The sequence below is a fragment of the uncultured Kluyvera sp. genome (assembly GCF_902485085.1).
GTDB classification, from domain to species: domain Bacteria; phylum Pseudomonadota; class Gammaproteobacteria; order Enterobacterales; family Enterobacteriaceae; genus Kluyvera; species Kluyvera ascorbata.
The window spans coordinates 1-13594 of the sequence record NZ_CABTJS010000132.1; the positions used below are offsets into that span (position 1 = coordinate 1).

Annotated in this window: 17 protein-coding genes and 1 pseudogene; 5 read left to right on the top strand and 13 right to left on the bottom strand. The window is 49.6% G+C overall.

The window, feature by feature from the left end:
• From RDN66_RS15835 to RDN66_RS15855, 5 genes are all read right to left on the bottom strand, one after another.
• The coding region (locus RDN66_RS15835; RefSeq protein WP_308538006.1) for a hypothetical protein at window positions 1-185 on the bottom strand (185 nt) is incomplete at its 3' end.
• Window positions 186-320: 135 nt separating this feature from the next.
• Window positions 321-998: a D-allulose 6-phosphate 3-epimerase gene (alsE, locus tag RDN66_RS15840; RefSeq protein WP_123650479.1), complete on the bottom strand. Its 678-nt coding sequence runs from the start codon at window positions 996-998 to the stop codon at window positions 321-323.
• A gap of 21 nt (window positions 999-1019) precedes the next feature.
• Complete coding sequence (locus tag RDN66_RS15845) at window positions 1020-2282, bottom strand: PTS ascorbate transporter subunit IIC (RefSeq protein WP_202215835.1); 1263 nt, start codon at window positions 2280-2282, stop codon at window positions 1020-1022.
• Between the two features lie 31 nt (window positions 2283-2313).
• Window positions 2314-2580, bottom strand: a complete 267-nt coding sequence (locus tag RDN66_RS15850) for a PTS sugar transporter subunit IIB (protein WP_035894009.1) — start codon at window positions 2578-2580, stop codon at window positions 2314-2316.
• Window positions 2581-2590: 10 nt separating this feature from the next.
• The gene (locus RDN66_RS15855; protein ID WP_202215836.1) at window positions 2591-3031 is read right to left on the bottom strand and encodes a PTS sugar transporter subunit IIA; all 441 of its coding nucleotides are present in this window, start codon (window positions 3029-3031) and stop codon (window positions 2591-2593) included.
• 222 nt (window positions 3032-3253) lie between these two features.
• Here RDN66_RS15855 and RDN66_RS15860 point away from each other — a divergent pair, with 222 nt between their 5' ends.
• From RDN66_RS15860 to RDN66_RS15870, 3 genes are all read left to right on the top strand, one after another.
• Window positions 3254-4303 (top strand): LacI family DNA-binding transcriptional regulator, encoded by a 1050-nt coding sequence (locus tag RDN66_RS15860; protein ID WP_035894013.1) that lies wholly within the window; start codon window positions 3254-3256, stop codon window positions 4301-4303.
• A 234-nt stretch (window positions 4304-4537) separates the two neighbouring features.
• The gene (bdcA, locus tag RDN66_RS15865; protein ID WP_202215837.1) at window positions 4538-5251 is read left to right on the top strand and encodes an SDR family oxidoreductase; all 714 of its coding nucleotides are present in this window, start codon (window positions 4538-4540) and stop codon (window positions 5249-5251) included.
• 133 nt (window positions 5252-5384) lie between these two features.
• Window positions 5385-5957 carry a DJ-1/PfpI family protein gene (locus tag RDN66_RS15870; RefSeq protein WP_308538007.1) on the top strand — a complete coding sequence of 191 codons (573 nt, stop codon included), beginning with the start codon at window positions 5385-5387 and terminating at the stop codon, window positions 5955-5957.
• A gap of 84 nt (window positions 5958-6041) precedes the next feature.
• Here RDN66_RS15870 and RDN66_RS15875 read toward each other — a convergent pair whose 3' ends face one another.
• The 7 genes and pseudogenes from RDN66_RS15875 to ycgZ all read right to left on the bottom strand — a co-directional run bounded on the left by RDN66_RS15875 (window position 6042) and on the right by ycgZ (window position 10553).
• Window positions 6042-6911: an aldo/keto reductase gene (locus RDN66_RS15875; RefSeq protein ID WP_308538008.1), complete on the bottom strand. Its 870-nt coding sequence runs from the start codon at window positions 6909-6911 to the stop codon at window positions 6042-6044.
• A 286-nt stretch (window positions 6912-7197) separates the two neighbouring features.
• Window positions 7198-8684: pseudogene (gene amyA, locus RDN66_RS15880) on the bottom strand (alpha-amylase).
• Between the two features lie 152 nt (window positions 8685-8836).
• Entirely contained in the window at window positions 8837-9370 is a 534-nt protein-coding gene (locus RDN66_RS15885) for a LuxR C-terminal-related transcriptional regulator (protein ID WP_202215840.1), read from the bottom strand.
• A 33-nt stretch (window positions 9371-9403) separates the two neighbouring features.
• Complete coding sequence (locus RDN66_RS15890) at window positions 9404-9616, bottom strand: hypothetical protein (RefSeq protein WP_308538009.1); 213 nt, start codon at window positions 9614-9616, stop codon at window positions 9404-9406.
• A gap of 55 nt (window positions 9617-9671) precedes the next feature.
• Window positions 9672-9935 (bottom strand): biofilm development regulator YmgB/AriR family protein, encoded by a 264-nt coding sequence (locus tag RDN66_RS15895; protein WP_202215842.1) that lies wholly within the window; start codon window positions 9933-9935, stop codon window positions 9672-9674.
• 23 nt (window positions 9936-9958) lie between these two features.
• Window positions 9959-10261, bottom strand: coding sequence for a hypothetical protein (locus RDN66_RS15900; RefSeq protein ID WP_147281558.1), 303 nt, complete (start codon window positions 10259-10261; stop codon window positions 9959-9961).
• A gap of 55 nt (window positions 10262-10316) precedes the next feature.
• Window positions 10317-10553 (bottom strand): regulatory protein YcgZ, encoded by a 237-nt coding sequence (gene ycgZ / locus RDN66_RS15905; protein ID WP_035894025.1) that lies wholly within the window; start codon window positions 10551-10553, stop codon window positions 10317-10319.
• Window positions 10554-10875: 322 nt separating this feature from the next.
• Here ycgZ and RDN66_RS15910 point away from each other — a divergent pair, with 322 nt between their 5' ends.
• Window positions 10876-12069: a diguanylate phosphodiesterase gene (locus RDN66_RS15910; protein WP_308538010.1), complete on the top strand. Its 1194-nt coding sequence runs from the start codon at window positions 10876-10878 to the stop codon at window positions 12067-12069.
• A gap of 175 nt (window positions 12070-12244) precedes the next feature.
• Window positions 12245-12976, top strand: coding sequence for a MerR family transcriptional regulator (locus tag RDN66_RS15915; protein ID WP_035894029.1), 732 nt, complete (start codon window positions 12245-12247; stop codon window positions 12974-12976).
• A gap of 110 nt (window positions 12977-13086) precedes the next feature.
• On the opposite strand, the gene RDN66_RS15920 is transcribed toward RDN66_RS15915, so the two are convergent.
• Window positions 13087-13383 carry a DUF406 domain-containing protein gene (locus tag RDN66_RS15920; protein ID WP_035894032.1) on the bottom strand — a complete coding sequence of 99 codons (297 nt, stop codon included), beginning with the start codon at window positions 13381-13383 and terminating at the stop codon, window positions 13087-13089.
• Between the last annotated feature and the right edge of the window lie 211 nt (window positions 13384-13594).

Sequence of the window (13594 nt, forward strand, 5' to 3'; positions counted from 1 at the left end):
AGCACAAAGCGGTCACGGTCAGCCCAGGACGGGTTCTGCGGGTTATGGTTCAGAAAATCACGCCACAGGACTTCGGCAATGTCAGCCATACCCATAGGGGCACCCGGGTGACCGGAATTCGATTTTTGTACACCATCAACAGAAAGCATGCGCAAAGCATTCGCAAGCGTGCGACGAGTTATCATGAGGGGAACTCCAGAGAGAAAGAGGTTACAGCGCCCTCAACCGTAATAATCAGGCGGGTGCGCAAAGAGACGGGACCGGTTAAATAGACTCTTTGCGCATCGCTAATGCTCAATACGGCTGAGCGCGCTGCAATTTTAGGCAGCGACTTCGCGCTGGTAGATATCAATCATTTTATCCCATGCATCGCTGACGTTTTCCGCCAGCGAGAACAGGCCTGAAGTGCCGACGATGAACACATCGACCCCGGACTGGGAAATGACGTTGAAGGTTTTTTCGTTGCAGGAGCCGTCAATCTCAGTCAGATAGTGGTACCCATTCGCTTCACGCATCGCAATCAGCTGTTTGATTTTGTTGAGCGATTCCGGGATAAACTTCTGCCCCGCGTAGCCTGGGTCAACCGACATCACCGTCACTTTATCCAGCAGATGCGCGTACTCTTTGATGGCGTCCGCCGGGGTTGCTGGGTTCAGCACCACGCCGCAGCGACGACCGGCATCTTTAATCTGGTTTAGCAGACGGAAGATTTTGTTATTCGCTGTCTCCGGGTGGAAGCTGATGATGTCGGCACCGGCATCAATACACATCGGAATAATGTCTTCCGGATGGTTAACCATCAGATGCACGTCAATCGGCACGTCGGTTATCTTTTTCAGGTTTTCGATAAAGAACGGCGACAGCGTAATATTCTTCACGTAGCTACCGTCCATAATATCGACGTGGTAGAAGTCTGCCCGGCCGTTCATGGCCGTGATTTGCTCCCTGAACTGTGTTAAATCCATGCACATCAACGAAGGCGAAAATTTAGCCGCCATACCTCACCTCACAAGAATCAATTAGTTAAAGAGCGCCACGACGTGCCCAAGAATAATGCCCACCACGCCGAAGTCCGCATCGCCAAAGGTGGTGGATGCAAAGCCCAAATCACCCATCAGCGGCAGTAAAATGGCCGGTAAGAACGAAATCAACAGACCCTGAGCGAAGGCCCCGATAATTGCCCCGCGTCGACCGCCGCAGATGTTGCCGTAAACGCCCGCCGTTGCGCCGCAGAAGAAGTGCGGTACCAGACCTGGAACGATGACGCTTAAGCCAAACAGTGGGCACAGGAACATGCTCACCAGACCTGCGGCAAAGCTCGACAGGAAGCCGACAATCACGGCGTTTGGTGCGAACGGGAAGACCGTTGGACAGTCCAGCGCCGGTTTAGCGTCTTTAACCAGTTTGTCAGCGATACCTTTAAAGGCAGGGACGATTTCGGCAATAATCATGCGTACGCCCGCCAGGATAATCCACACGCCGGCAGCAAAGGTCAGCGACTGAATAATGGCGAAGATAATGAAGTTCTGGCCGCCGCTAACGCTGGTTTCAACGAACGTTTTACCGGCCACCAGCACCAGAATCACGAACAGAATCATCATCGTCAGCGAGATAGCAACCGACGAATCACGCAGGAAGTTCAGCGACTTCGGAACCTTCAGCTCTTCAATCGACGGGCTGCCCTTACCAACAACCTTCCCCACCCACGCTGACAGCAGATAGCCGGTTGAGCCAAAATGGCCCAGCGCGAGGTCATCGGTACCGGTGATTTTACGGGTGAACGGCTGCAGAATGGCCGGAGAGACCACCATCATGATGCCGAGGATCACCGCGCCAACCAGCACGACCCAGAACGGCGACAAGCCGCCGACGGAGAGAATAACGGCCAGCATCGCCGACATATAAAGCGTGTGGTGCCCGGTCAGGAAGATGTACTTCAGCGGCGTAACACGGGCGAGAACGATGTTAAACAGCATCCCCAGCACCATGATCATCGCCGTCGCAGTACCGTAGTTTTTCTGCGCCAACGCCGCCATGGCGTCAGTATTTGGCACCACGCCCTGAATATGGAACGAATGCTCAAACAGCTGGCTAAAGGTGGTTAAAGTAGTAGCGATAATCGCCGCACCGGATGTTAATATCACAAAACCCATAATTGTTTTGAGGGTTCCGGAAATAACATCGGAAAATGCTTTCTTCTGCAATAATAAGCCAATCAGGGAAAACAGACCGACCAGAATTGCTGGCGTACCCAACACATCATGAATAATAAACTGCAGCATAGAATAGCTCCGTAGGGCCGCAAATAATTAATCAGATATTCTCAGAGAGAATTTCTTTAATTTTATTATTGTCCAGCAGATTAGACAGTCCAAAAACCTTTGCTGAGTGGCTGGACAGATGTTCAGCAATATCTTTTGCGCTAAGGATAATGTCGGCAGTTTCGCTTTTCGCCGACGTGAGGTCAGTATGAGAAACCTCTGCGTCTTTATTCAACTCTTTGAGGATTTTTTTAACGTTCATTTCAACAATGAAGCTGCTGCCTAAACCATTACCGCAAACAATCAGAACCTTTTTCATCTTAACCTCACTATCCGTTGATAACGCTTTGAATTGCTTCCATTGATGACGCTTCCAGCAGCGCTGCTAGCCGTTCATCATCACTAAAAATTTCTGCCAGTGCCGTGATCATATTGATGTGTTCTTCGCCTGAAAGCGCACACAGCATAATCACAACATAGATAGGATCATTCTCATCGGCGTCAAAAGAGACACCTTGTTTAATATGTAAAAGCGACAAACCATTTTTAATCGCCCCCTGCTCTGGACGGGCGTGTGGCATTGCCAGACCGGGCGCTAAGACATAATAAGGGCCGAGCTCCTGATGGCTGTTAAAAATCGCGTTAATATAATCTTCAGTGATCGCACCTTTCGCCAACAAAGGTTGTGCCGACAACGTAATAGCCTGTTTCCAGTCGTTGACCGAATCCACTATCTGGATATTTTCCGCAGGTAGCCAGGTCGTAATCATAAATACCCCGAGAGCGTTGAAAGTGGGCCTACTATAGTGGAATGCCTTCGCGGCTTACCGTGATCCACATCTCAAAGTTAGCGCTAACATGATAACAATGTTAAAATTCTTGTTAACGCTAACTTTATTACCCATACTTATCATTACTTTGCAGTTGGGCAATGCGCAAAACGCTAAACATCTATTACAATGGGTGCCCAGACAAGCTGAAGGAGGACATCAGTGCAGACGCTACAAACGGATGACGGTGCGAGAGAAAAACGCAGAAAAAACACCGGTAAGATTACCCTTGCCGAAGTGGCAAAACTGGTTGGTGTTAGCACGATGACCGTTTCGCGTGCGTTACGAATGCCTGAAAAAGTAAACCCAGAGCTGCGCACCCGCATTGAAGCCGCGGTGAGCGAATTAGGCTATGTGCCAAACTTGCAGGCGCGTAACCTCGCCTCTGCCGACTCCAGCCTGGTCATGGGCGTCGTACCCACCTTCTCTTCTCCCGGTTTTCTTGCCGTCTCCGAAACGCTGCAGACCGTACTGTCTACGCAGGGCTTCAGCATGATGTTTATTGAGTCCGGACAGGGTGGCCAGAGTGAAGAAAAAGCATTTGCACAGATGCTCGCCTATAACCCGGCGGCGATTGTCCAGTTCAATATTGATAACATCAGTAGCTGTTCGCAGATGCTTATTAACACCGGCGTGCCGGTGGTTGAAATTGGCGCGATTAACCGCGATGCCAGTTGGGTTAGCATCGGCGTTGACTACGCCGCGGCCATTAAAAAGCTGGTAACTTCGCTTGCGAAAAGTGGTTATAAAAATATTGGACTGCTCTGTACCGCATCCAATAACATTATGTTCCGCCAGGTGCTGAGCGGCTGGAACAGCGCCATGCTCTCAATTAACCACTCCCCGCACCGCGTGGTGACGTCGCACCTGCCACCAGGCATTACGACAGGTTTAAACCTGCTGGGCGATATTCGTATCACCTGGCCGGAACTGGATGCGCTGATTTGTACGTCTGATGAAATTGCCTGTGGCTGCATTATGGCCTGCCACGGTGCTGGCGTGAAAGTACCCGATACGCTGGCCGTAGCAAGTCTTAGCGGCGGCACGCTGGCAGCCGTATGCTCACCTGCGCTCACTGCAGTTGAGTTCCCATGGAGTGAAACCGGGACGCTGGCCGGGCAGACGCTGCTCGATTTACTGGCGGGCAATCCGCCGGAAAAAACCATTGAGCTGCCTTCAACGTTACAGCTACGGGCCAGTACGAAGCGCTAGCGCTCCCCATGCTCAAGATAGGCCAGCGTATAAGATTGATACTTGCTGGCCAGGGTTCTCTCCTCTACGCCGTCGGTTCACCGTTCTCCCTGCGCAATCCTATCGTTTGTGCCCCAGTATCTGCACAGTAACGCGAAAGCCACCGTCGTCGCCGCGCAGAACTATACTCCTTGCTGGCAGGTACATCTGCCCGGTAGATGTTCATCGTTTCGACACGAGCATGAGGGTGTATTGATGACGACATTTCACGACAAATCCGTACTGGTTCTTGGTGGGAGCCGCGGTATCGGCGCGGCCATCGTCCGACGATTTTGCGCCGATGGCGCATCGGTAGTGTTCAGCTACGCCGGCTCGCGAGAAGCAGCAGAACAGCTAGCAACAGAAACGGGCAGTACCGCAGTCCAGGCAGACAGCGCCGACCGTGATGCCGTCATCAAGCTTGTTCACGACTACGGGCCGCTGGACATTCTGGTGATTAACGCCGGGATCATTCTCTTCGGCGATGCGCTGGAACAGGACAGCGACGAAGTAGACCGTCTGTTTCGCATCAACATTCATGCGCCCTACCACGCTGCCGTGAAAGCCGCGCGTAGCATGCCCGAAGGGGGGCGTATTATCGTCATCGGTTCAGTAAACGGCGATCGCATGCCCCTTCCTGGCCTCGCCGCCTATGCCGTCAGTAAATCCGCCCTACAGGGACTGGCACGCGGCCTGGCGCGCGATTTCGGCCCGCTGGGGATAACCGTGAACGTCATCCAGCCTGGGCCGATTGATACAGATGCCAACCCGAAAGACGGCCCGCTGAAAGAGGTGATGCACAGCTTTATGGCGATTAAACGACACGGCCGACCGGAGGAGGTCGCCGCCATGGCCGCCTGGCTTGCGGGTCCGGAGGCCTCTTTTGTGACCGGCGCCATGCACACCATCGACGGCGGATTCGGCGCCTGAGTGAAAATGGGGCTGCTCTTTTCCGCAGCCCCCACTTCACCATTCATCACCATATCCGTGACGCAGCGCGCGGTTTGCGGGTCGCAAAGCCACTATAGACAGGCTATATCTTAGACATATTTACTCAACGAGGATGGGTTATGACAGGCAAAAAATACTGATGCTGGTAGGTGATTACGCGGAAGATTATGAAACGATGGTGCCCTTTCAGGCGCTGCAGATGATTGGTCATCAGGTGGATGCGGTTTGCCCGGACAAACCGAAAGGTGACTACATCATGACGGCCATTCATGATTTTGACGGCGCTCAGACCTACAGCGAGAAACCCGGTCACCGTTTTGTGCTCAACGCCGATTTTGCCAGCGTGAACGAAGCAAATTATGATGCGCTGGTGATCCCCGGCGGACGCGCGCCAGAATATTTGCGCTTATATGAGTCGGTTATCAAGCTGGTACAGGCCTTTGATGCGGCGAACAAGCCCATTGCCGCCGTTTGCCACGGCCCGCAGCTGCTGGCAGCCGCTGGAGTTTTGAAGGGTCGAACCTGTAGCGCTTACCCGGCCTGTGCGCCTGAAGTACGGTTAAGCGGTGGAGAATTTGCACAAATCGGTATTGATGAGGCGTATGTCGATGGCAATCTGGTGACGGCACCGGCGTGGCCTGCGCATCCGCAGTGGCTGGCGAAATTTGCCGAGCTATTGCGTTAACCTGCGCCTGATGGCGCTGCACCTATCGGTCCCCTCGCCCCTCCGGGGAGAGGGTTAGGGTGAGGGGTACCGTCGACGCCAGAATCAACCGTGAGTCTTAATGCTCAGGCAGTTGCGAACAAATTCAGGATTAAAATGCTTCACCGCTTCCCCCACATAGCCTAAATCCAGCGCGCTGATTTGCGCCATGTCGTTATCGGTCAATGCAAAATCCCAGATGGCAAAATTCTCTTCAATGCGTGCTTGCTTCGTCGATTTCGGGATGACCGTAACGCCACGCTGCACGTTCCAGCGCAGGATGACCTGGGCGATGGTTTTATGATGAGCGTCGGCAATTCCTTGCAGCATTTTATCTTCATACGGTTTATGCCGCCCACCACCCAACGGTGCCCAGGCTTCTGGCTGGACGTTATAGCGCTTCATGGTCTCGAGCGCTTCAGGCTGCGCAAAGTAGGGATGCAGTTCAACCTGATTTACCATGGGTTTAATTCTGACGGTTTCACAGAAATTGGTTAATACGTGCGCGTAAAAATTCGACACGCCAATGGCTTTGAGCTTACCGGCATCATACGCATCCTCCAGCGCGCGCCAGGCGCTGAAATAGTCGCGCATCGCCTGATGCAATAAGTAGAGATCAAAATACTGTAACCCTGATTTTTTCAGCGACGCCTCAATACCCGCTTTGGCCGTATCGTAGCTAGCCATATCCTGCACCCACAGCTTGGAGGTGATAAACAGCTCCTCGCGGGTACACAACCCTTGCGCAATTGCTTCACGAACAGCATCACCCACGGCATCTTCGTTACCATAAACGGCAGCGGTATCAATGAGGCGATAGCCCGTGCGAATAGCGCTTAGCACTGACTGCTTACACTCTTCTTTATCGGTTACCTTAAAAACACCAAAACCGACCATCGGCATTTTGAGATTGTTACTGAGAACGGAGTATTCCACGGTATGGCCTCTATCATGGTAAAACCCAATACTAAGCTATAAAAATCACCTTGATTAGCGGCAATAACAGATTTGGCTTATGCAAAAAATTCATCAATGAAAGCGTGTTCCTTTTCAGGTACCTAAGTATGAGAGTGACAGTATCTAGTTATATATATCTCCTCCCCTGCAATATCTGCCACCCTAAATACCAGGCAGTATTTTTTACCGCTTCACTTTATATTCACCGTCTTAGTATTCCACGATATAGTTCATTTCGTGGAATTTTAAAAATACAACGCGAGATTTACAGCACCTCCTCCATCACCCACACGCTGACGCTTCCACCATTGCAGGTAAAGATACCGGTGCCTGTCTCATCGGTCGTCACCGTCTCTTCACGGTTATTGAGGAAATCTTTCCAGTTTTTATTGCCGTAGTTTTCACCCAGCGCAATCGTTTTTTCCCCATCATCGCCGTTGGACATCACCACGACGCAGCCCGGTGCATCTTGAGTGCCGCTGCGGCTAAACGCAATGCAGTTGGGGTGATCGAAAAATAGGGTCTGGACTCCATGCGCGAAACGCTGACGCGCATCAATCAGCTCATGTAACTGGTGAATGACCGGCATCTCGATAGGATACGAGTTGCCGTCACGACCGGTGTCTTCATAAGTGGCACCAAATGATCGGGATAAAACACAGACGGCACCCCATTCTCGCGTAACAGAATTAAGGCGTACGCCAGCGGCTTAAACCAGGATTCTACCGGGGCTTCCAGAGCCTGAAGAGGTTGCGTGTCGTGATTGGCCACCAGCGTTACAGCATGGAAAGGATCCGCTTCAACAAGGGTACCGGTGAAAATCTGGCTCAGATTGTAGTCTCTCCCTTGACGAGAGGCCTCGTGGAAGTGCATTTGCAGCGGCGCATCAAACAAAAGCGTCTGACCATCAACCTGGTTAATATAATGCTGCAGTTTATCGACGTCGTGTGACCAGTATTCCGCCACAATAAACAGCGGTTTTGGCGCGACCTCCTGCACATGCCCGATCCACTCTTTATAGAACCAGGCCGGAATGTGTTTTACCGCATCAAGACGAAAACCGTCACACTGCGTTTGTTCCAACATCCAACGAGCCCAGAACTTCAGTTCTTCGGTCACCGCGTGATTGCGAAAATCAGTGTTAGCGCCCATCAGGTAATCAAAGTTACCCATCTCGTCATCAACCTGATCGTTCCAGCCTTCGCCACTATAATCATTAACGATTTTAAAAACGCCGTTTTCATCTGGATTTTCGATGTGGTCAATACCGTTAAAGCATTTATGATCCCAGATGAATTGAGAATATTGCCCGGCGCGCGCGGGATAGGTGTACTTAGACCAGGCTTCGCATTCAATCACCTCTTCATCTATCTGCGTGCGGTCTTGCTCATTAACGCGCTGAACCTGGATACGTTCTTTCTCATCCGCCCCCATTTTGTGGTTCAGCACCACATCCATCAATACCGCAATATCGTGCTTTTTCAATGCGGAAACGGCGGAGAGTAACTGCGCTTTATCGCCATATTTGGTGGGCACAGAACCTTATTGGTCAAACTCACCGAGGTCAAATAAATCGTAGCTGTCATAGCCTACTGAGTATCCGCCGGACGCCCCCTTATATGCCGGAGGCAGCCAAATCATATTGATACCTATCTCATTAAGGTGCGGGGCAAGACTTTCAGCTTCTCGCCACAGCTCACCGCCATCAGGGTAATACCAATGAAAGCATTGTAATAACGTGGGGTTGACCATTGTCCTTTACTCCCAAAAAGCGTTAATGTATTAATGCATAACGGCAATAATTTATTGAGTATAACGAAGGAATCACATTTCGCACGATATCAATATTAGGAGATATCGTGAAAAATGTGATTAATTGGCAGTATGGTTAGCATCACCGTTTGCTATGCTGAAACTACCCACGTTTTGAACACATCGCTTTTCAACGTTCTAAAGAAGTTGACCAGATTGGTGCATCCTAATTTAGTGATTAATTTTTGGCGGTTTTGATAGACGGTCTTGTAATGGATTTTATTTAAGAGCGCAATTTCTTGTACGCTTTTGCCGGCACTGAATTGATCCAGAAAAACCTTGTCCCTGGCAGTTAGCACTATTTTCTCAGGTCTTTTCCTGACCTTCTCTACATCCGAGGCAATGTCTTTAATGGATCGTTGCAAGGTAGAAAGATCACAGCGCGCGTGAAGCCTAAACATTTTGAAATCACTGAGAAAATAATACATATCCCCCTGCGTCAGCAACACCAGACGGTGGGTGGATAAATCATAATTTTGTGCCTTAACATCATAATAGTTTTCGATGGTAAAAAAGACAAAACGTTTTCGTGCTGGCGCTGAGAACGACGCCTCAAGCAGGGTCTCAAGCCCACGCTGTAGGTAAATATCACTGATCCAGATATCTGCTGTTTTCACTCGCTTCATTTTAGGCTCCGGATATTTATTACATTACATTTTTCATTTTATGACGACATCATGCTGCGTCACTTTTATTAAAATTTGCTGGTAGAGATCGAAAAGTATTGTATTTCGCTCTTTCGCCATTTTTTTAATAATGACAACCTTGATACCGTCAATGTCAGAGGAACCAAAATCAGCTATTGCGATTCTTTCCACATTTCTGAAAAGCTCGCAGCTGAAAATGTATTTATCAGGAATAGCATTTCTCATTTGTGCTACCTGCTCTGTTGATAAAGCGACTCTCCGCTATTTTGCGAACAGGAGGTTAAAAGTCATCGGAGGTATGGCTCACTACAATTTCTAACGTCTTGCGAATAATATCCGCCTGAACGATCCCTTCGGCGCAATCGAGAGATTTAATAAGACAAATAATCAGGTTCTTGTTAGTCAATGGCATACCGACAGCCAGCATCTCCTGAGCCACATCGCCTAAGAGTTTGGCTTCCTCAGCCATCGCCTCACCGGAGCGGGAGAAGAAGTTTTCGAGCGTTTTGTCAGACAGTGAGGCGATAATAGGTTGAGTCTGCATGGTTCTTTTTCCTGAGAGGTAAATTAATGTAGTTTGTGTGTGTTGTGCAAAATATCTGCACGTCTCTTTTCGTCACCAGATTGCGATTTTCTGACTTCACTATCGTTTTCCCGCGTCACCTTAACGGCGTCTGAAGTGACCTTTTTTACCCTAACGGATAATTCGGCGATCAACTCCTGCAAGGCCTCCTGGCGTACAGGGTCAGGCGCCAAAGTTTGTATATTCCGTAACTGCTTGAGCAGCGTGCGTTCAGATATCGGGCTTTTCTGGACAAGGAGCGCCAGTATGGCCTGCCCGATAAGCTCATTACGCAACTGCGTTTTCATTAGCGTCTTCATAGCATAAGTGTCTTACTTTTATTTCCGGTCTTTCAGAAATGGCTTAGTCAAACAGCATTCCAATCAAACGGTTGCAGTGCGCTTCCTCTTCGGTATTTTGTGCTTTATCAAGACGTGAGAGCAGTTTTGTGCAAATCGCTTTGCGATTCAGGCTGCGTCCATCATTTAAAATTTCAGCTACTATCTCACCAAGAATAAGGTGCTGTGTCGGTAACTCCGCCTTAGCAAAGTAGCGTGTAATCGCAGCGGCCGAATCTGCGCCAGGAAGTGATCTCTGCATTTTCTCTCCGGTTATTGGCAGGGGGTAATGCTTTGGTTAACTATACTTAGCAAACTTATACAAAAAATGTGTACAGAATGATTACAAAACAATTAGCAAAAAGTGCTTTTTATTGTTAATCAATTAGTTAAGTGAGTAGATTTATTTTTAACTTACGCGTGATGCTGTACAAAAAAAAGTACTCCTCAAAAAAAACCTGTACAAACCTGGATAAAATCACTCATCAAGGTTAATATTTTGTGAAAATAATGTTTATTGATTAAGCATTTACAACGATGATCTGTTAGCCTCTCCCTTCCCCCACCTTGTCACTGGACAACCTATGCTCACCACACTTATCTACCGCAGTCGTTTATGCGATACCGTTCCTTTCAGGGACGTCGAAACGATAGTTGCTGCGGCCAACGTCAGGAATGAGCATGAAAGCATTACCGGAATTCTGCTGTTTAATGGTCTTCACTTCTTTCAGCTCTTAGAGGGACCAGAGAACACCGTCAAAACGATTTACCAACAGATCTGCAAAGATGTTCGACATTACAATGTCGTAGAGCTGATGTGTGACTATGCTCCGGCCCGCCGCTTTGGCAAAGCCGGTATGGAGCTTTTTGATTTACGTAAACACGGTCAGGATGATGTGTTACAGGCGGTACTGGACAAGGGGACAAGCCGGTATCAGTTAACCTACAGCGATCGCGCGCTGCAGTTTGTCAGAACGTTCGTGCTGACGGACGGAAAGGACGGCGTGTACGAAATCCCCCCCGCCGACAGCTGGGATTTTATCGCCGATGCCCAAGACGATAATGCCGCCCCCTCTGACGCGGCAGAAGAGATTTGCTTTCAACCACTGATCGACCCGCTGTCCAGAGAAATTGTCTCGCTAGAGGCGCGAACGCGCGGCCCTGCTCCGACGTCCTCCGCCCCAGATTCGTCTAGCGACGACATCTATCAAACTGACCTGATGGCCAAAAAAGCCGCTTTTGCCACAGGAGCCAAACTTCTGGCGGGTTCTGGCGTGCTTTCCGTGAGCCTGATGCCCATGACGCTGGTCAATGTACCTGGTGCAGTAGATTTCCTGCTCACTGAAATAGCCGCAAATGGCCTGGTTCCGGAACAGATTGAGGTTCAGTTCACTGAGAACGAAGTCATCTCACGCTTTGATGAATTCGCCGGCGCCGTCAAAGGGCTTAAAGCCTCAGGCATAAGCGTTGCTATCGATCATTTTGGCGCAGGTTTTGCTGGTTTGCAGCTGCTGGCTCGTTTCCAGCCCGATCGCATAAAAATCAGTCAGGACCTGATTACAGAAGTCCACAAAAGCGGTCCACGTCAGGCCATTATCCATGCCATTATCAAATGCTGCTCCTCCCTCGAAATCCGGCTCTCCGCTGATGGCATCATGCTGGCAGAAGAGTGGATGTGGCTTGAGTCCGCAGGCATCGAGCACTTTCAGGGTGCGCTTTTCTCATCACCCGATTGCAATAGAATCCCAAGCATTGCTTGGCCGGAAAAAAAGGTATAATGCCGCGATTTAACGGCGCAACGTTCGCTTAATAAGGGAATAGATTCCGAAAGATGCCCTGAGAGTTTGATCCCTCTCCGGGTATTGAGTAAATATTTAACTCAGTACTGTATCTTAAAGAGACTTAATGGTCGCTTAACACCGCCTTCATCCGGACAGTGCTTATAGGGGAAATATGTCAAGTTATAGCATTGGCGAAGTTGCCGAGAGATGCGGGATAAATCCGGTCACACTGCGGGCGTGGCAAAGGCGTTATGGTCTTCTTAAGCCTCAGCGTACTGAGGGTGGGCACCGTCTTTTTGATGAAGAAGATATTCAGCGCATTGAAGAAATTAAAGCGTTGATTAAAGGCGGCACATCGGTCGGGAAAATTAAAGCGCTGCTGGAGGCGGAAAAGCCCGTTCCCGCTGACGACTGCAACGCCTTGCAAGAAAACCTGATGGCCGTACTCAGATTAGCCTCCCCGGCAAAGCTTCGGGCAAAGCTGGTGACGCTAAGGCGCGAGCACACGGTACCTGAACTGATTGATAACATTATCAATCCTGTCCGCCAGCGTCTCACGTTAGATAATCAGACGGGCAAAATGTTATCGGGCATGTTTGACGGCATTTTAACGGAGCTGGTAGCAGCATCGCTCAATGAATCTCGCCGAAAATCCGGTAAGGAAGCATTGATAATGGCATGGGACATCGAGGACAGAATCGGCCTCTGGCTTGAAGCGTGGCGTTTATCTTTGCAAGGATTACATCTTACGGTGATACCTGAATTTGTCTCGTCGCCACGTCCAGAGCTGTTCCCGGGCCAAACGCTATACGTCTGGACCGGAAAAACGGCGTCCATCAGACAGACGGAACTGCTTCAGTATTGGTCCGAGCAGGGATATGTAGTCAACGTTCACAACGCATGATAGGTGATGCTTAGGCCTCCCCCATGCCGAGCAGGTTTCAACAACCTATGCAGCCAAAACTTCCCGCGGTGCGTCGACAATCTTCGTCAATACTGCAGACGATCCCACACTCAGAATGCCGATCTCAATGATAATTCAAAAATAATCATTTCCGCCTGGCAAGAGAACGTCACCGACGCATTGAGCTTCACGTCGTTATCAACGTGCGTGATGTGATAAACAACCTTTGCGTCTTCATCGGACGCCGCTGCAGCTGCCAGTTTCTTAATTTTCGCGACCGCCAGTTCAGCTTCATTTTCCGTCGGGAAAAATCGTTCGATCTCTGCGGTGCAATTATCATTCTCAATGATGGTACCAATATCAATGGCACACCCTTTGGTACTGCATTTATCAACTACGTCTTTCATGATGATAACCTCTTATGTTTATTCTCAAGATAAGACTCTGCCGCTGAAAAGTCCAACCATTAATAGGGTTATAGATTACCATTTTTGCGATTAAACACTGGATGTAGGCTGATGAAGCGGCGTTACTTCCGCCGTTTACTAAAGGAGTGATGTTTTCAACCGTTAACGATAGTGACGGGCTGTGCGAAGACACAAACCGTTGGGTTGCCTG